The sequence below is a fragment of the Pseudomonas khavaziana genome (assembly GCF_036704165.1).
GTDB classification, from domain to species: domain Bacteria; phylum Pseudomonadota; class Gammaproteobacteria; order Pseudomonadales; family Pseudomonadaceae; genus Aquipseudomonas; species Aquipseudomonas khavaziana.
On sequence record NZ_CP129946.1, the window covers coordinates 4,246,096 to 4,264,774 of the forward strand.

General features: G+C 57.3%; 13 protein-coding genes and 1 pseudogene. 6 read left to right on the plus strand and 8 right to left on the minus strand.

Going from position 1 to position 18,679, the window contains the following annotated elements; all coding sequences use genetic code 11:
- Positions 1-83 precede the first annotated feature (83 nt).
- Genes QYQ93_RS18690 through QYQ93_RS18715 form a run of 6 tightly spaced genes read right to left on the minus strand, consistent with a single transcriptional unit; the run spans position 84 to position 4,676 of the window.
- Complete coding sequence (locus QYQ93_RS18690; protein WP_043051340.1) at positions 84-797, minus strand: AAA family ATPase; 714 nt, start codon at positions 795-797, stop codon at positions 84-86.
- Entirely contained in the window at positions 797-1,540 is a 744-nt protein-coding gene (locus QYQ93_RS18695) for an ABC transporter permease (RefSeq protein WP_217883734.1), read from the minus strand. The genes QYQ93_RS18690 and QYQ93_RS18695 overlap by 1 nt, the downstream gene beginning before the upstream one ends.
- An 8-nt stretch (positions 1,541-1,548) precedes the next feature.
- The gene (locus QYQ93_RS18700) at positions 1,549-2,751 is read right to left on the minus strand and encodes a YcaO-like family protein (protein WP_338475231.1); all 1,203 of its coding nucleotides are present in this window, start codon (positions 2,749-2,751) and stop codon (positions 1,549-1,551) included.
- Positions 2,738-3,544: a SagB/ThcOx family dehydrogenase gene (locus QYQ93_RS18705; RefSeq protein WP_338475232.1), complete on the minus strand. Its 807-nt coding sequence runs from the start codon at positions 3,542-3,544 to the stop codon at positions 2,738-2,740. Before QYQ93_RS18705 ends, QYQ93_RS18700 begins: the two co-directional genes overlap by 14 nt.
- Positions 3,541-4,398: an McbB family protein gene (locus QYQ93_RS18710; RefSeq protein ID WP_338475233.1), complete on the minus strand. Its 858-nt coding sequence runs from the start codon at positions 4,396-4,398 to the stop codon at positions 3,541-3,543. Before QYQ93_RS18710 ends, QYQ93_RS18705 begins: the two co-directional genes overlap by 4 nt.
- Before the next feature lie 59 nt (positions 4,399-4,457).
- Positions 4,458-4,676 carry a hypothetical protein gene (locus QYQ93_RS18715; protein ID WP_338475234.1) on the minus strand — a complete coding sequence of 73 codons (219 nt, stop codon included), beginning with the start codon at positions 4,674-4,676 and terminating at the stop codon, positions 4,458-4,460.
- A 335-nt stretch (positions 4,677-5,011) separates the two neighbouring features.
- Between QYQ93_RS18715 and QYQ93_RS18720 the strand changes: the two are divergent.
- Positions 5,012-5,230 (plus strand): annotated as a pseudogene (locus QYQ93_RS18720) (DUF6124 family protein); the annotation flags it as partial.
- Between the two features lie 463 nt (positions 5,231-5,693).
- Here the strand turns inward: QYQ93_RS18720 and QYQ93_RS18725 are convergent.
- Positions 5,694-11,963 (minus strand): amino acid adenylation domain-containing protein, encoded by a 6,270-nt coding sequence (locus QYQ93_RS18725; protein WP_338475235.1) that lies wholly within the window; start codon positions 11,961-11,963, stop codon positions 5,694-5,696.
- Positions 11,964-12,452: 489 nt separating this feature from the next.
- Here QYQ93_RS18725 and QYQ93_RS18730 point away from each other — a divergent pair, with 489 nt between their 5' ends.
- Together QYQ93_RS18730 and QYQ93_RS18735 are read left to right on the plus strand one after the other, a co-directional pair.
- Positions 12,453-13,247 (plus strand): helix-turn-helix transcriptional regulator, encoded by a 795-nt coding sequence (locus QYQ93_RS18730; RefSeq protein ID WP_338475236.1) that lies wholly within the window; start codon positions 12,453-12,455, stop codon positions 13,245-13,247.
- Complete coding sequence (locus QYQ93_RS18735; RefSeq protein WP_338475237.1) at positions 13,247-14,716, plus strand: efflux transporter outer membrane subunit; 1,470 nt, start codon at positions 13,247-13,249, stop codon at positions 14,714-14,716. The genes QYQ93_RS18730 and QYQ93_RS18735 overlap by 1 nt, the downstream gene beginning before the upstream one ends.
- Here QYQ93_RS18735 and hpaA read toward each other — a convergent pair.
- Positions 14,643-15,503: a 4-hydroxyphenylacetate catabolism regulatory protein HpaA gene (gene hpaA / locus QYQ93_RS18740; protein ID WP_043049375.1), complete on the minus strand. Its 861-nt coding sequence runs from the start codon at positions 15,501-15,503 to the stop codon at positions 14,643-14,645. The genes QYQ93_RS18735 and hpaA overlap by 74 nt on opposite strands.
- A 128-nt stretch (positions 15,504-15,631) precedes the next feature.
- On the opposite strand from hpaA, the gene QYQ93_RS18745 reads away from it, so the two are divergent.
- Genes QYQ93_RS18745 through hpaE form a run of 3 tightly spaced genes read left to right on the plus strand, consistent with a single transcriptional unit; the run spans position 15,632 to position 18,530 of the window.
- Entirely contained in the window at positions 15,632-16,297 is a 666-nt protein-coding gene (locus QYQ93_RS18745; protein ID WP_043049374.1) for a fumarylacetoacetate hydrolase family protein, read from the plus strand.
- The gene (locus QYQ93_RS18750; protein ID WP_217883726.1) at positions 16,294-17,064 is read left to right on the plus strand and encodes a fumarylacetoacetate hydrolase family protein; all 771 of its coding nucleotides are present in this window, start codon (positions 16,294-16,296) and stop codon (positions 17,062-17,064) included. The genes QYQ93_RS18745 and QYQ93_RS18750 overlap by 4 nt, the downstream gene beginning before the upstream one ends.
- 5 nt (positions 17,065-17,069) lie before the next feature.
- Complete coding sequence (hpaE, locus tag QYQ93_RS18755; protein ID WP_338475238.1) at positions 17,070-18,530, plus strand: 5-carboxymethyl-2-hydroxymuconate semialdehyde dehydrogenase; 1,461 nt, start codon at positions 17,070-17,072, stop codon at positions 18,528-18,530.
- The last annotated feature ends 149 nt before the right edge of the window (positions 18,531-18,679 follow it).

The following is an 18,679-nucleotide window of genomic DNA, read 5'->3' on the forward strand; positions in this document are numbered from 1 at the left end:
GCTTTGAGCATTTCGTTCGCTTAACTGAACGGGCAAGCCCCCTCCCAAACTGAGCGTATTCCAATGCTCGCAGTATCAACGCTTCAATTTCCAGGCAGGCTGGCCGCGTGAATAAATGCCTCATCCAAAGTACTGCCGCCATACCTGCTCATAAAGCCCTCGGCATCGGTAAAACGATTAAAACGCCGCTGGCTCAGCATATAAAAGTCATCACAGTGAGTGACGATCTCATCGACGTTATGCGACGACACGAGTACCGCAACGCCTTCCGCCGCCGCCCCCTCCAAACACCGCCAGATGTGATAACGAAACTCCGGGTCAACACCCGCGGTTGGTTCATCTAGAATCACCAGGTCTGCGTTGACGGACAGCAAAGACAAGGTAAAAAAACAGCGTTTTTCGCCATAACTGCAAAGGGAAGATTTTTTCTTCCAGATTTCGCAGTACCGCTCAGCAATACCAGGGCTCCACTTTTCAATTTTCTCCAAGGCATGCCGTTGGGTAATCGGTGTGTCGGAGCAAAAAAGCATCATCATGTTGAACACATCGAACATGCGAAAAACAGGGGGCGTTGCGATGATTTGCGACAGGTAAAGCAGCTTGGAAAACGAACGATGTATTTCGCCGCCACTCCTTTTTTTCAGACCGCAGATCACGTCAAAAAACGTGGTTTTCCCAGAACCGTTAGGCCCCAGCAATCCTGAAATCGAGCCCGATTCTACGACTAACTCAGCGTTGTTGAATAAGACGTGCTGGGCATACCTGACATCCAGTGCATCCACGATCAGCCGTTTCATCAGTACCGACTCCAAACGGGGTTGATGAGTAAAAATCGGAACACCAGCCACCCTGTGACGATGATCAACCCTACAACCACCGCGACCACAGGTGCAGATTCGGTCACACCCACCAACATAATGCGATTAGCCCACCCCATCGGATTAAAAAGACCCATCACGTTAAACAGTGGATGTGAGGCGCTCAGGCTACCGATACCTAGCGCCAACATCGCGACTGAACAAATGGAAAAAAGGGTGTTGCTATTTTGAAAGCCGATAGGCACCAACGTCAGTAAGAGCGCTGGCGTGGAAAACAGCAAGAAGCACATATAAAAACGCCCAACTATAACCATCCATTCATCCAAAGCCACGGAGCCAAAATAACCCCGCGTCAGTACGTAAAACACCGAACAATAAATAACTGACATGAAGGAGTAGGCTAAAAACTGCCCAGTAAGAAAGGTAATCTTGGTGCGTTTTGTATAAACAAAGGAACGCAAAAAACCACTTTCCCTGCGCCCTACGATATAAAACGCCAAGCCAAATAGGGCCACGCTTGAAGAGATAAAAGCGTAGAACCATGAAGTCGCAGAGGTGTAGTCTCGGTAGAGTTCATCACCAGTGACCCTAGCGTAAGTTAACAAGTAAAAAGTAACTGCAGGGGATATCACAATCCAGAGCAAGGCAACCGGCTCTTTCAGCTGTTCTTTGATAAAAAGTATCGCCAGCAAAAACGGTTTAGATAAGGGATAGGTACACATAGATCACCTCACGGGAAAGGTACCATGGTCTCCAAACGAGACGACAATATTGATGATTCAAAATTTTCGGAGTATCTATTTTTTAGATTTATATTTTTCGAGTTATCCATATGGAGGAACAGATCAGGTGAAATGTACTTTGTAAAGACACAGCTAACCCCATTGACGTTTGAACACTTGGAATAAAAATAACCCATAATACCGAGTTTTTTCAGGACAGACAGAAAGACCTCTAACGAAAATGCTGAAAAATTTCCTCTATTTTGCTCATCTGCGACAACTACATAATCAGTTATTTCTTGATATGTAATATAATCATTGCAACTCAAGAAATAGCGAAGATAAGAATCCTCAACCTTGTCCTCATCAGACTCGATCGCTTTAAACAAATCCATGAAACGATAGGTTTGCCACAACTCAAGCACTGACTTTTCCAAGGCTTCAGCCACCTCACCACAATAGGACATACCCGCACAGTACTTCACATGGTGATTTGCCTTTTTTTGGCCATAAACTACTAGCAAACAAACTCCGGGGAAACGGTTGTCAGAGATATCAAAAATGGAAACCTCACCTGAAAAAGTAAGCGCATCATATAGACATTTAACATTTCTTCCCGCCAGCAGACTTTCAACTTCAACGCGGGAAATTAGTGACCTACATTGTTTGGTCAACCAAAACCTTATAAGAAATTGTCGCTCAAGATACTCTTTTATAGCTCCTAGAAATGCGACATTCAGGTCCCAGTGAAAACTGCAACCACATGTATCCCTTAGAGGATATAGAAAGTTATCCTTTTCAAGGCCATACGCAGATAGTGAAATTGTTATTGTGGGAATAAAGCATTCAGAAAAATCAGAAGCTCTCATGACTCGAGTCAATGAGAATTGATGCTTTTCAATTTCGTCAACTGAAACAAACTTCGACGCAGTCTGAGTGAGTGCGCGTGCAAAACTATCAACTTCGATTTTCGTCAATGACTCATTAAGCACCCCGTTTTTTGTTGAGAGAAGTTCTCTGTAAAAATGCCGTCTTTCGAAATACTCTCCTAGGGCAGCCTTGATAGAACGTGCACCCCCACCCACACCTGATCCATTAACTGAAAGAGCGTCTGACACCTCCACGGAATTTGGCAGAGAAAGCAGCCCAGCAGGTTGCAACAATAATATTCCCGGAAGATCCGGCTTCTGCATTGCGTTAACCAGTTTCATGCTGTTTACCTATCAAGTGAACACAAACAGGAAAGAACAGGGCTGGATTAACTCCCAACAGCTTACATACCATAGAGTCTGTGTAGGCGGACCAGGGCCGACATGCCAGTCCCAGCTGTTTTGCTTGAATCTCTATAAGCATATAAATAGAACCAACCTCCATAAGTCCCATTCGATATCCGCGATATCTATACTTGAAAAGGTTTTTAGGAATATAGACCGCATAGATAATCGCCAAACTCGGAAGCCCAATTTCTTGTGGCGAATTCAAAATAGCCGCTTTGACATCCTCAAGATCCACCTTCTTCTGCAACACTTCAAACTTTCTAGATTTGGGCAGCAAATGTAAAATATTGCCATGGGTGGGCCAGTCAGTATTATAATCAGTGAGGGAACAAACAAATATTTCAACTGGGTATAGCGCTCCCGCACTCGGATATCCTCGCTTATTTCCCCCAATACTCCTGGAGACGAGAGGAGCTACTAGTTTATTCAGGCTTTTGAAGGCCAAGGGTTCTGGTGAGAATTTTTCACATGATTCATTTCTATACAACCAACTCGCCCTATCCTCCTCAGAAAAATCAAGCTCAACCGTTATATCCATATCAGGATAAAGGACAAGTTCATTGCCGGTTAACTGTTTCAGACGTTTTTGATCCAGTGAGTGGAGGCCTGTACAAGCTTGAAACGCTTCATGAAAAATAAAATTACCCTTACAGTGAAACTCGAGCACCGCATCGTAGACCGAATGATCTAGAAATCTGAGGTAATAATCATGCGGAATATTTTTCATACCCCGCCCCCCAAGCAGTCACACATATACCAATGCGAATTTGGTTCTTGAAATATTCCGCCATCGCTTAACTTTACATACGACGAACACAAAATATCGTCATGGTATTTACGCAACACGCCGCCCTCAGTAAAAAACCTTACATTTCTAATAATCGCACCAACAACAATCAGCTCTTGATACAGGCTTAGTTTTTTAAACGGTATATTGACATGCTTATTTTTACAAAATGCCAAAGCAGACGCCCAATTATTTTTCGCCAGCCTGACTGACTCATTATGAATAAGTCGATCAACGGTACAAAAATGACAAGGATTCCCAACCTCTGCGATATAAGGCTGCCCGATGCAAAAAAAATCCCCCATCGGCCAGCAAACACTAATAGCGCTGCGCGGTGACGACTTGACCAAGTCGAAATGTAGCTTTTTCAGACCTTCATAATCATATGAATGACACAGTAAAACAATAAAACACCTAATCCCTGCAGCGGACTTTACTACATCACTTGAAAATTCTTTAAACTCCACCGCACCGGAAAGCTCTTGTCTAAATAGGTCCTCAACGCCAACAACCCCCTCCTTTGAATATACAACTATGGTCTTTTCAAAATAAAGGTCACCTACAGTTCTGATAGGAATTATTTTCTCCAGAAACGCAAATGCACTGTCCGCATTTAAACCGTTACCAGAAAGTACTTCATCTAATTCATCTCTAGTCATAGCCCGGGACATCTGCAGTTGTCGCAACGCCTTTAAAAGTGGTTGTGAATGTACCTTTGAAATACCTACATCAGATATCACTAGGCTTTCTGTCTCGAAATTCAGAATCTGGTAGTTTGGTATGGATATATTCATCGCATGATCCCCAGCAGGGGCTTCAGGCAGCGCCTAGGAAACCCCGTCAAGTGGGTAAGTTAAACTTTTTCGATGGCAGGTGATTGATCTTCTATAGAGTTGTGACCACATCCACCGGAGCCACCACTCCCTCCATTACAACCACCGCCACCTCCACAACCTCCGCTGCCACCACAACCACCCTGGCTTCCTGAAGCGCCTGCATTACCGGCATACGGATTAAATCCATATTCACTATCGAAGCCGAAGAGGACCTCTCCAAACTCTGACTCTTTCATTTTGACACCCCTTACAATTTGTTGTGAAGTCACTTAACCGAAGTGACATTCACAATTTAGTAGGCGAAAAAAAACATGCAAGAAAAACAAACATTCCTAGTAGGAAAATTAATACTTTCAATTAGGAAATTTCTCTCATTAAAATCAGAACACAAGTAATTGTCCGAGGTAGAAAATTCCGAATCAAACTTTCAAGAATTAACCATTCCCAGCGAAATTAAGACTTTAGAAAGTATCAATTATTGAATATGAAAATTATCCGAGGACGAACTCTGCGTAGGAAACAGCGTGGCATGTCAAAAACAAGGTAAAAAATCCGACAAACGGTTCAGTCAGGGCTCCACAACATCAACAACGACCTGAGTTTTGAAGATGCGTTGCTGTACACCGCCAGCCTGCTCGACAGTGCTTCGGCGACCGCGCTGGATTGTGGCGAACTGCTGGACAGTCCAGGGCGGGCGAAGATTTTGGCGGTGTGGCATTTGCTGGAGATCGCCAGGACTACGGTAGATCGCTCTATCGAGTGTATGAAGCCCTTAAAGGCAACACCTTAAAATGTGGGAGGGGGCTTGCTCCCGATGGCGGTGGGTCAGCTGATATATCCACTGCTGACACTCCGTCATCGGGGGCAAGCCCCCTCCCACATTGGACGCATTTCAATGCCTTGATCCGCTTCGGCAGTCGAAGCGTGGATAGCTCTATCGAGTGTATGAAGCCCTTAAAGGCAACACCTTAAAATGTGGAAGGGGGCTTGCTCCTGATGGCGGTGGGTCAGCTGATATATCCGCTGCTGACACTCCGTCATCGGGGGCAAGCCCCCTCCCACATTGGACGCATTTCAATGTCTTGATCCGCTTCGGCAGTCGAAGCGTGGATAGCTCCATCGAGTGTATGAAGCCCTTGAAGACAGCACCTTAAAATGTGGAAGGGGGCTTGCTCCTGATGGCGGTGGGTCAGCTGATATATCCACTGCTGACACTCCGTCATCGGGGGCAAGCCCCCTCCCACACTGTGCACTCAGATCCGGCGCCGACGGTCGAGTGGGGGGATGGCGGTTTGTGCGATTTCCACGCGTTGTACCTGCGCCACCGTCCTGGCGGCGAGTTGGGCCAGGGTGGGTTGGCTGAACAAGGTGCGCGCATCCACTTCCAGGCCGGCCTTGCGCAGACGGGCTACCAGGTTTACGGCCAGCAGCGAGTGCCCGCCAAGTTCGAAAAAGTGATCATGGCGCCCTACCCGTTCGAGTTTCAACACCTCGGCCCAGATCCCCGACATCAGGGTTTCCACGTCGCCCACGGGCGCTTCATAGGCGCGGCTGAGCACCGCTTCCAGCCCGGGTTCGGGCAGGGCCTTGCGATCGAGTTTGCCCGCAGGGTTGAGAGGCAGTGCTTCCAGTTGTACGAAGGCGGCCGGCACCATGTATTCCGGCAGTTGCTCCAGCACATGGGTGCGCAAGGCTTCCAGGCTAGAGGCCTGGCCACGCAGGGTGTAGTAGGCGACCAGGCGCTCATCGCGAATCAGCACCGCCACTTCACGCAAGGCCGGGTGTGCGGCCAGGCGTGCCTCGATCTCGCCCAGTTCCAGGCGTACGCCGCGCAGTTTGACCTGGAAGTCGTTGCGCCCGAGGAACTCGAGGTTGCCGTCCGGCCGGTAGCGCACCAGGTCGCCAGTGCGATACAGGCGGTCACCGGCCACGAAGGGGCTGTCGATAAAGCGCTCGGCGGTCAGTTGTTCCAGGCCCAGGTAGCCTCGGGCAACCCCAACGCCACCGATATGCAATTGGCCGCTGATGCCCATCGGCACGGGCATGTCATGGGCGTCCAGCACGTACAGGCGGGTGTTGTGGATGGCGCGACCAATCGGCAGTTGCCCGGCGGGTACGGGCGCGCCGGGCTCGAGGGTCCAGGCGCTGCTGTCTACCGTGGCTTCGGTGGGGCCGTATACGTTGTGCAAGCGCACCTTGGGCAAGCGTGCCTGCACGCCCCGGGCCAGGGCTTCGGTGAGTTCGCCGCCGCCGCACAAGACGTCGGTGAGGCTGGTGCACAGCGCCGACTCATCCAGTTCTAGAAATTGCTGCAGCATTGCCGGCACGAACTTGATCACGCTGATCTGTTGCTCGCGAATCAGCTGGGCCAGGTACGCCGGTTCACGGTGCCCGTCAGGCCGCGCCAGTACCAGGCGCATGCCGTTGCTCAGCGGCCAGAACAGCTCCCACACCGAACCGTCGAAGCTGAACGGCGCGCGCTGCAACAATGCACCACCTTCGGCATTCGGGCACAGCCGGGAGCCCCAGTGCAGCAGGTTGCCCAGGCCGCGATGTTCGATCATCACGCCCTTGGGCGTGCCGGTGGAGCCTGAGGTGTACATCACGTAGGCCAGGTTGGCGACGCTCAAGCCCGGCACCACGGGATCAACCGTGGGTGCCTGATGCCAGGTGCAGTGGTCGAAGTCGATCAGCGGGATCGCGACCTCGCCCACCAACTTGCGGGTGGTGGCCTGTACCAGCAGTGCCACCGGCTGGCTGTCGGCGAGCATGTAGACCAGGCGCTCACGCGGGTAACCCGGGTCGAGGGGCACATAGGCGCCGCCCGCCTTGAGAATCGCCAGCAGCCCTACCACCAACTCCAACCCGCGCTCCACGCACAACGCTACCCGCGAGTCAGGCTGTACTCCACGCTCTTGCAGATGGAAGGCCAACTGGTTGGCGCGCTCGTTGAGTTCGCGGTAGGTCAATCGCTGCTCGCCCGCTTGCACCGCAATGGCATCGGGGGTCCGCCGCGCGTGGGCTTCGAACAGCGCCTGCACCGTCAAGGTTTGCGGGTAATCGGTGGCGGTGGCGTTGAAGTCCACCAGCAAGGTTTGCAATTGGCTGGCAGGCAGCACCTGCACGTCGCGCAGCGGCATTTTCGGGGCGCGCTCAAGCGCGTCCACCAAGCCATGGAGTACCGTATCGAGATAGCCCAGCAGCCGTTCGGCACCCACTGCACGCGGTGTCTTGGCCTTGAGCCGGAAGCCGCTGGCCACGTCATCCACCGTGAGCATCAGCGGGTAACTGAGGATGTCTTCACTGCTGAGCAAGGCAATGCCCGGCACCAGGTTCAGCTCGGGGTTGGCCGAGGTGTGGCGGTAGTTGAGCAGGCTGTTGAACAGCAGTGACACGCCGCTGCAACGCTGGGCCAACGCCAGGGACGCCTGTTCATGGACGAGCAAGGCACTCAGTTGGGCGTGGGTGTCGTGCAGTGCATCCAGCACGTTTCGTTCGGCCAGGCGCAGGCGCAGCGGCAAGGTGTTGATGAACATCCCCAGGGCTCGCTCGGCGCCTTCGCCGGCTTGCAGGCGGCCAAGCAAGACGGTGCCGAACACCACATCGTCGCGGCCGGCGACCCGGCTGAGCACATGGGCCCAGGCCAGGTGGAACAGGCTCGCGGCACTGACACCCAGGGTCCGCGCCTGGCTGCGTAAACGCAGATTGAGCGTATCGCTGAGCGAGCATTCAGCCTCTTCGATCTCGGCACGGTGGGCCTGGCGCTCCTGCAAGCCAAACGCCAGGGTCGGTTCGTATACCTCTGCCAGGCGCTCACGAAAGAACTGCTCGTGGGCAGTCTGACGTGCGACACAACGGGTCTGCGCAACCACGTTTCGATACGGCACGGGGGCGGGCAATTGCGCCTGTTGGCCGAGCAGATGGGCACGGATTTCCTCCACCAAGACAGTGGTCGAGGTGGCATCGTTGACCAGGTGATGAAAGCGCAGCCTGGCGACCCAGCGTTGGTTATGGGGTTCTTCGGCATAATCCAGGGCCATCAGCGGCGCCTGGCGCAGGTCCAGGAGTTCAGCCGGTTCGCGCAGGGGTTCGACCTGCAGCCGCGCTTGACGCCACACCACCTGCATCGGTTGTTCAAGGGTGTCCCAGGCCAGGCTGGTGCGCAAAATATCGTGGCGGTCGATCACCTGTTGCAGGGCGTTGGCGAAGGCGTCCAATTGTTCGCGGTGCGCAAAGCTGAACAGCGCCTGTTGCTGGTACGGGTCGCGCTCGTCGGTGAGGTGGTGGTAGAGCAACCCTTCCTGCAACGGCGCCAACGGGTAGATTTCCTGCACATTGGCGGCGCCCCCGGGGACGCCGGCGACAATGCGGTCGACGCTGGGTTGATCCAGCTCGGCCAGGGCGAGCAGGTCCGGGGTGATATGGGTGCAGCCTGGCGGAATGCGATTGGCCGGCACCTTGATGTCACTGCCAACACACGCCGCCGCCAGCGCCGCCAACGTCGGCTGGCCGAACAGCACCTGCACATCGGCGCGCAGGCCGGCCTGGCGCATGCGCTGCACCAGTTGCACCGCCAGCAGCGAATGCCCGCCCAGCTCGAAGAAATGGTCCTGGCGGCCCACCTGCTGCACTTGCAACAATTCAGCCCAGATCTGCGCCAGGGTGGTTTCCACCCCGTCTTGCGGGGCTTCGAAGCGGCGGGTGACAAAGGCTGCCGGGTTCGGTGGCGGCAAGGCCTTGCGGTCGAGCTTGCCGTTGGCGGTCAGCGGCATCACCTCCAGGCATACGTAGGCCGCCGGCACCATGTAGTCGGGCAACGCGCTTTGCAGGTGCGCGCGCAGTACCTGGATATCGACCGGCTCACGCGGGATAAACCAGGCCAGCAATTGCCCCTCACGGCACTGCACCACGGCTTCCTTGATCGCCGGATGGGCGGCCAGGGCCGATTCGATTTCGCCGAGTTCAATGCGTACGCCGCGGATTTTTACCTGATCATCATTGCGCCCCAGGTATTCTAGGTTGCCTTCCGGCAACCAGCGCGCCAGGTCGCCGGTGCGGTACATGCGACCGTCGTTGAAAGGATCCTCCAGAAAACGCTCGGCACTCAACTCGGCACGGTTCAGGTAGCCCCGCGCTACGCCTTTGCCGCCGACATACAACTCCCCCACTACGCCAATCGGCACCGGGCGCTGTTGCGCGTCCAGCAGGTAGACGCTGGCATTGGCGACCGGCGCGCCGATATGCAGCGGCTGACCCACTTCGACAGGTCCTGAGGTCGCCACCACGGTGGCTTCGGTAGGACCGTAGTTGTTGATCACCGCGAACGTCTGCACCTGGGTAAAGGTGCGCAGACGGTCTCCGCCGATCAATAAGGTGCGCAAGGTGGGATGTACAAGGTGCTGGCTGAAGGCGTATTCGGCAACCGGCGTGGGCAGGAAACACAGGTCCAGTGGTTGCGCACGCCACCAGTGGAGCAGCGCATCGATATCTTCTGCGCCGTCGTGGGCCGGTGGCAGGTGCAGCGTCGCGCCCACGCACAGGGCCGGCCAGACTTCCCAGGCCATCGCATCAAAGCCAAAGCCGGCGACGCTGGCGGTGTGGCTGCCCGCGTGCAGGTCGAAGGCCCGGCAATGCCAGTCCACCAGGTTCGATACGCTGTGGTGCTCGACCATCACCCCCTTGGGCAAACCGGTGGAACCAGAGGTGTAGATCACATAGGCCAGGTTCGACGGCGTGACCGGTACCTGGGGGTTGCTGTCGATGTGTGCAGCGGCAGGCTCCAGCGCGATCACCGGCACCGGCGACGCAGGCAGCCGCTGGCGCAGGTCGTGTTGGGTCAGGATCGCCACAGGCGCGCTGTCATGCAACAGGTAGTCCAGGCGCTCGGCGGGATGGGCCGGATCCAGCGGCACGTAGCATGCGCCGGATTTGAGGATCGCCAACAGCCCCGCCAAGGTGTCCAGACCGCGTCGGGCCAGGATCGCCACGCGATCATCCGGCTGTACGCCGTGTGCCAACAGTTGATGGGCCAGGGTATTGGCCTGGCGGTTGAGTTGGCTATAGGTCAACTGGCGGCCCTGGCACACCGCGGCAATGGCATCCGGCGTGCGTGCGGTTTGCGCTTCAATCCGCTGGTGCAAAGTCTGTGGCGCGGCGTTGGGCTGCGCGGTAGCGTTCCAGTGCAACAACCGGGCCTGCTCCTCAGGCGGCAGCAGGGACAACTCACCGATCTTCAATGCGCTGTCTTCCAGCCCTTGCTCCAGCAGCCAGATGAAGCGCCGCGCCAACGCCTGGACTTCGTCGTGCTGGAAGTACGCCTCGTTATAGACGCAGTGCAGCCAGGCGCTGTCCTGGTAACGGTTGCTGCGCAGGTGAATGGCGATCGGCAGCGTCTCATGCTGGTTGGAGACCTTGATAGCGCGGGCCTGGACCTGACCGAAACGCAGGTCATGGTCGTCCTGCTCGAACGACACAGACAAATCGAACAACTGGCCGCGATCCGTGCGGCGCAGGCCCAGCTCGCGGTTCATCTCGCTCAAGGGGAAACGCTGATGACGGAAGTCCTGCTTGAGCTGATCACGTATGCCGCGTACCAGGTCACAGAAAGACAACGCTTCGCTGAACTGAAAACGTACCGCGCTGACCTGGGTGAACATGCCTACGGTGGCGCGAAAACGCGCGTTGGAGCGGTTGAGGATGGGCAGCCCCACCACCCATTCCTCGCGTTGGCTGGTGCGGGTGAAATACACATACAACGCCGCCAGCAACACATGGAACGCCGACGCCTCGTGGCGATGGGCGACCTGCTCCATGCGGTCGAGCAGCGCCGCAGGGAAATCTTGCACGAGGGTGTTGCTCGACGTCTTGGCGGCGTTCTTCGGTGTAAGCAACGGCTCGGGCAACACCTGGTATTTGTCCAGCCAATAAGCACGGTCGCGAGCGTAGCGGGCCGATTGCAGGTAGCGCTGGTCGGTGTCGATGAACTCGATATAGGACGGGGCCAGCGGCTGCGCTTGACCACCCTGTTCCAGGACGGTGTACAGCTCGGCAAGGGATTGCAGCATCTGGCCAAAGCCCCAGCCGTCGAGGATCAGATGATGGGCTTGGGTGCCGAGGCGGTAGTGATCATCGTCAAGCTTGACCAGGAAAAAACCAAACAACGGCGCACCACTCAAGGCGTACGTCCGGGCCATCTGCGCCTGCATCAAGGCATGGGTCGCCGCGAGTGGGTCGGGCAGCGCGCAGAAGTCATGCAGTGGCACGTCCACCGCCAATTGCGCGGCAAAGGTTTGCCGTGGCATGCCATCGGCGTCGGTTTGCAGCTGGGTGCGCAACGCATCGTGCCGAGCCACCAGTTGTGCAACGGCCTGCCGGATGCGCTCGGGCACCACCGGGCCGGCAAAATCGAGATAGCCGCCGATGGTGTACATCGGCGAATCGCCCAAGCGCAATTGATCGAGCCAGATGTCCTGTTGGGCGGCGGTGAGCGGGAAGCTGGCCGGCAGGCGGGAGGAATGCTGCATAAGATCCTTCTCATGGGGGTCAGGCACTGGCGGCGCAAGGTGGCCCATTACGCGGAAGTTGCCGAATTTGAGCATGCAGGCAGGAGGCTGTCTGCCACCCGAAACCCGGACATTCGAATGGATAGAACGGGGCTGGCGAGGGGTTCACTGCTGAAACGATTAAAGCCCTGTAGGAGATTGGCTATATATAGCCGATGCTGGCATTTCGACCACCCACTTAAATTAATATTTTTATCTTTAATATCAGTTATTTAGCCGCATGTAAAAATTATCCATCTGGGTTCGTTGCCGGTTTTACTCGCCAGAAACGTCGAATTAATGACGCGATTTTTATGGCAGCTTGTGTCCCTCGTTTCCGCTACATACGTAGGACAATTCCCTATGGCTAAATAAAATCTCGAACGCCGAGTTACGTTCAAGCAGTACGGACCGCCCCGCCCAGGCCCAGGGCGTCCGTTGACGGTTTTCGACATCAAGGATGAGATGGCTATGAGTCTGACCCGTAGTATTGGCGACACACAGGGCGCGCAATTTTATGCCGAAATGGGCGAGTTGATTTCAAACAGCGGCAACGAACATTTCGCCGCCAATATGCTGCACCTGGTGGACAAGTGGGTGCCAATCCATTTGGTGGACCTCAGCGAATGGACCCTGGATGAACTGCGCGACTGCGTGCTGGACATCAAGTTGCTGGGCAGCGCCGGGCTGAACAAGGATTTGTCTGTAGACCAGACCCTGCACCCGCTGAACGACCATCCGTTGCTGCGCCAGATGTTGTGCATGCAAGACCCGTTGCTGATCCAGATGAAAGCCAAGGCCGACAGCGCACACCCACGGGGCAGTTCGCACCAGTGCAACCTGGTATCGCGCCAAGGCAATCGACGCTCCGTGATTTCGTTTTATCGGCCTCCGACCCAGCGTGGGTTTTCCCTTGCGGAATTGTCGTTTCTCAAATGTTTATCGGACACGCTGTTGCCGCTGATGGAGCGGCACGCGCAGCTCCTGCGCCAGGCACCGCAGGCCGAGATCGGACCGGCCCATACCCTGCTGGAGCAATCGCAATTGCAGCGCGAGTTCTACAAGCGTCTGTCCCTGAGCGATATCACCCTGTCGGCGCGGGAGCAGGAGGTGTGCCTGGGCCTGTTGACCGGCGGCACCGTGCCGCAGATCGCGGAAAAGCTCAGTGTCAAAAACAGCTCCATCGAGACCTACCTCAAGCGCGCCGCCGCCAAGCTCGGCGTGAGTGGTCGGCACGGCCTGGCCAAATGGATGGTGGGCGCCTGATGAACAAACTGACGTGGTATACCGTCGGCATGGCCTGGATGCTCGGCGGTTGCTCGTTGATCCCCGAGTATCAACGGCCCGCAGCACCGACACCGGCGCAGTATCCCCAGGGCGGCGTCTACAGCCTGGCGCAGGCCGGCCCCTTGGCGCCGAACCCGGACTGGCAGCAGCTGTTCCACGACCCGGCACTGCAACAGCTGATTGGTCAAGCGCTGGTCAACAACCGCGACCTGCGGGTGGCGGCCCTGAATGTGCAGGCGTTCCAGGCGCAGTACCGCATCCAGCGCGCAGATCTGTTCCCGGCGATCTCCGCCAACGGCGCCAGCAAGCGCCAGAAGCTGCCGGGGGACGTGACCGGCACCGGCAAGTCGGCGATCACGTCCAACTATTCCGCCACCCTGGGCCTGAGCGCCTACGAGCTGGATTTGTTCGGCCGTGTGCGCAGCCTCAGCGAACAGGCGGTGCTCACCTATCTGGGCACCGAAGAAGCACGGCGCAGTGCGCAATTGAGCCTAGTGGCCAACGTGGCCAATGCCTACCTGACCTGGCGAGCCGATCAGGAACTGCTGGCCCTCGCCGGGCAAACCCTGGTGGCCAATGACCACAGCTGGCAATTGACTAGCCGCAGTAAAAGCGCGGGCAAAGCCTCGGCGCTGGATGTGGTGCAAGCCCGCACAGCGGTGGAAAGCACCCGTGCCAGCGTGGCCCGCTATGAACGCCAGGTGGCCCAGGACCTCAACAACCTCACCCTGCTGGTGGGCGGGCCGGTAGATGAAAACCTGCCCTCGCGTCCACTGGCCGACGACCTGGTTGCCCGCGTCCCCGCCGGCTTGCCCTCCGACCTGCTGCAACGCCGTCCGGATATCCTCCAGGCCGAATACCAGTTACAGGCGGCCAACGCCAATATCGGCGCCGCCCGTGCCGCGTTCTTTCCGTCGGTAACCCTTACGGCCAACGCCGGCAGCACCAGCAAGGAACTGTCGGGGCTGTTCAAGGGCGGGTCGGGCACGTGGACATTCCAGCCGCAGATCAATCTGCCGATCTTCAACGCGGGCAGCCTGCGTGCCAGCCTTGATTACGCCAAGCTGCAGAAAGACATCACGGTGGCCCAGTATGAAAAATCCATCCAGGTCGCGTTCCAGGAAGTCGCCGACGGCCTGGCCGCGCGCCAGACCTTCAACGACCAACTGGACGCGCAACGGGATTTCGTCGCCGCCAACCAAAGCTATTATAACCTGGCCCAGCATCGCTACCGCAGCGGCGTGGACAGCAACTTGACGTTCCTCGATGCGCAGCGGGCATTGTTCAACTCACAGCAGGCGCTGATTGTGGATAGGCTGGCGCAGTTGGTGGCGCAGGTGAATCTGTACACGGCGCTGGGTGGCGCCTGGAGTGTCAACCCAACCCCGACTGCCGCAGCCGATACTCCCCCGGCGTCATCTGCGCATAACGCAGGAAAAACCGGCTGAAATACGCCGGGTCCTTGAACCCCAGCTGGTAGCAGATTTCATTTGCCGAACTTCCGCTGAACAGCAGCAGGCGCTTGGCTTCCTGCATCAGCCGTTCAAGGACCAGACGCTTGGAAGGTAAGTCGGCGATGCGTCGGCACACCTCATTGAGCCGCGCCGGTGTCACGCCGATTCCCTCGGCATAGCGCACCAACGGCCAATGTTCCAGGTAATGGGCTTCGACCAGCTCGTTGAAGCGATGGAAAATGCGCAGGTCTTCACGGGCCATCGGGCGTGCCGGCAACGCGTGGGCGCACAGGCGCAGCAGGCGGATCATGATCAGGCGCGTCAGGCTGTCGAGGGCGGCAGCGCGCCCTGCCCGTTCGGCGTTGATCTCGTCGCACAGTGCTTCGAAGAGCTGATCCAGCCCGTCGGCGTCGTCGCCCAGCGCGACACAGGCCGCACCTGAGGCGAGGCTGGGGTCGGCGTCGATCAACCCCCACACCAACTGCTGGCGCACCGTCAACACATGCCCATCGGCATCGGCTTCGGTGACGAAGGCGTGGGCCACCGTGGGCGGCGTGAGGAAAAACATCGGCCCCGACTCGACGTATTGACGATCATCCAGATAAACCCGCACCGCGCCACTCTTGACGTAATGCACCTGGAAAAACCGGTCATGCCGATGCACGGCCATGTTGCGCCCGAAAAAACCCGCCAGGTTGCCGAGCTTGTCGTAATGCACCTCGGCATCGCTGTAGCGCTGGTCGTAGACCTGCCCGATGTTGATATTGGGAATCGGCTTCACGCGGCCCTCCTCTTGTTGTTCTGATGCCGTTGGAGTTTGCCATGCTTGACGGTAGTTAACATATTAATTATAACGTTAACAACTTAACGAACTGCCAACGCAGTCTTCGTCACCGCCAGGAGAAACGCATGAGCCGTACCCTGCATGATGTTGCCAGCGGCACCCTGTTCGGCGTTGCGCTGAACTACCAGGGCCTGCTGGAGCAACATCTCGCCGCCTTCGAGCAGGCGCCCTACCAGAAGCCACCGACCAAGCCGGTGCTGTTTATCAAGACTCCCAACACCCGCAATACCCATGGCGGCGTGGTGCTGCAGCCGGCGGGCGAGCGTCTGCAACCGGGCCCGGCGTTGGGTGTGGTGATCGGCCAGCGCGCCAGCCGCGTCAGCCAGGACAATGCCATGGCCCATGTCGCCGGGTATGTGGTGGTCAACGAGTTCAGCCTGCCGGAAGACAGCTACTACCGCCCCGCCGTCAAAGCCAAATGCCGCGATGGGTTCTGCGCCCTGGGGCCTGAGGTGATCGCCCGCGACCAAGTGACCAACCCCAATCAACTGGACCTCAAGCTCTTCGTCAACGGCCAACTGCGCCAGGAAAATTCCACCGCTCATTGGGTGCGAGACATTGCGCAATTGATCGCCGAGATCAGCGAATTCATGACCTTGCACCCTGGTGACGTGCTGATCACCGGCACACCGGAAGGCCGCGTCGATGTGCAGCCCGGCGACCGGGTTGAAGTTGAAATCACCGGTGTGGGCCGTTTGCTCAACACCATTGAGGCAGAGGTATTGGCATGAAGCGCGCACGCATCGGCTTTGAAGGTCAAATCCATTCCGTGCAGGTCGACGACGACTGCAGCGTGCGCCTCGGCGATGGCCGCCGGCTCGCGCAAGAACAGGTGCAATGGCTGCCACCCGCCACCGGCAACATGTTCGCCCTCGGCTTGAACTACGCCGACCACGCCGCCGAACTGGCTTTCACACCGCCGACCGAACCGCTGGTTTTTATCAAGTCAGTCGGCACCTACACCGGCCACCGCCAAGTCACCTGGCGCCCGGATAACGTTGCCTACATGCATTACGAGTGCGAGCTGGTGGCGGTGATCGGCAAGACCGCCCGCAACGTCAAGCGCGCCGACGCCCTGGATTACCTGGCCGGCTACACGGTGTGCAACGACTACGCGATCCGCGACTACCTGGAAAACTACTACCGCCCCAACCTGCGGGTAAAAAACCGCGACGCCACCACCCCGGTCGGCCCGTGGATCGTCGACGTGGCTGACGTGCCCGACCCGGGCAACCTGAAATTGCGCACCTGGATCAACGGCGAGTTGCGCCAGGAAGGCAGCACTAAAGACATGATTTTCGATATCCCCTACCTCATCGAATACCTGTCCAGCTTCATGACCCTGCAACCTGGCGACATGATCGCCACCGGCACGCCCGAGGGCCTGGCCGATGTGGTGCCAGGGGATGAAGTGGTGGTGGAAGTCGAAGGCGTGGGCCGCCTGGTCAACCGTATTGTCAGTGAGACGCAGTTTTTCTCCGCGCGCAAAGAGGCTTGAGCAACATGATCAAACATTGGATCGATGGCCGTGAGGTCGAGAGCAAAGACGTGTTCGTCAACTACAACCCGGCCACTGGCGAGGCCATTGGTGAAGTGGCCAGCGGCGGCGCCGAAGAAGTCGCCCAAGCCGTAGCGGCGGCCAAGGCGGCGTTCCCCAAGTGGGCCAACACCCCGGCCAAGGAACGCGCACGCCTGATGCGCAAGCTGGGTGAGTTGATCGAACAGAACGTGCCACGCCTGGCCGAGCTGGAGACCCTCGACACAGGCCTGCCGATCCACCAAACCAAAAACGTGTTGATCCCACGCGCCTCGCACAACTTCGATTTCTTCGCTGAAGTCTGCACGCGCATGGACGGCCACAGCTACCCGGTGGACGACCAGATGCTCAACTACACCCTGTACCAGCCGGTGGGCGTGTGCGCGTTGGTGTCGCCATGGAACGTGCCGTTCATGACCGCCACCTGGAAGACCGCACCGTGCCTGGCCCTGGGTAACACGGCGGTGTTGAAGATGTCGGAACTGTCGCCCCTGACTGCCAATGAACTGGGACGCCTGGCAGTGGAAGCCGGGATCCCCCACGGTGTGCTCAATGTGATCCAGGGCTACGGCGCCACCGCTGGTGATGCCTTGGTGCGCCACCCGGATGTGCGGGCGATTTCCTTTACCGGCGGCACCGCCACCGGCAAGAAAATCATGCAGACCGCGGGCCTTAAAAAGTACTCCATGGAACTGGGCGGCAAGTCGCCGGTGCTGATCTTTGAAGACGCCGACCTTGAGCGTGCCCTTGATGCCGCACTGTTCACGATCTTTTCCCTGAACGGCGAGCGTTGCACCGCCGGCAGCCGGATCTTTATCCAGGAAAGCGTCTACCCGCAGTTTGTTGCCGAGTTCGCGGCGCGGGCCAAGCGCTTGATCGTGGGCGACCCCCAGGACCCCAAGACCCAGGTCGGCTCGATGATCACCCAGGCCCATTACGACAAGGTCACCGGCTACATCAGGATCGGCCTGGAGGAAGGCGCTACGCTGCTGGCCGGCGGGCTGGAGCGGCCGGCCAACTTGCCTGCGCACTTGAGCCGCGGGCAGTTTATCCAGCCGACGGTGTTCGCCGATGTGAACAACAAGATGCGCATCGCCCAGGAAGAAATCTTCGGCCCGGTGGTGTGCCTGATCCCGTTCAAGGACGAAGCCGAGGCGCTGCAATTGGCCAACGACACCGAATACGGCCTGGCCTCCTATATCTGGACCCAGGACATCGGCAAGGCCCATCGACTGGCACGCGGTATTGAAGCAGGCATGGTATTTATCAACAGCCAGAACGTGCGCGACTTGCGCCAGCCATTCGGCGGCGTGAAAGGCTCAGGCACCGGCCGTGAAGGTGGCCAGTACAGCTTTGAAGTGTTTGCCGAGATCAAGAACGTGTGCATTTCCATGGGCAGTCATCACATTCCGCGCTGGGGCATCTGAAGCCCGCATTGCCTGTAGGAGCGAGGGGGACGCCTAGTCCTTGCTCGCGAAGCACCCACAGGCACCGCCGGCTACCTGAAGCGCTGCGTTATCGTTGACCTTTTTCGCGAGCAAGCTCGCTCCTACAAGAACAATTATTCAGGAGAATC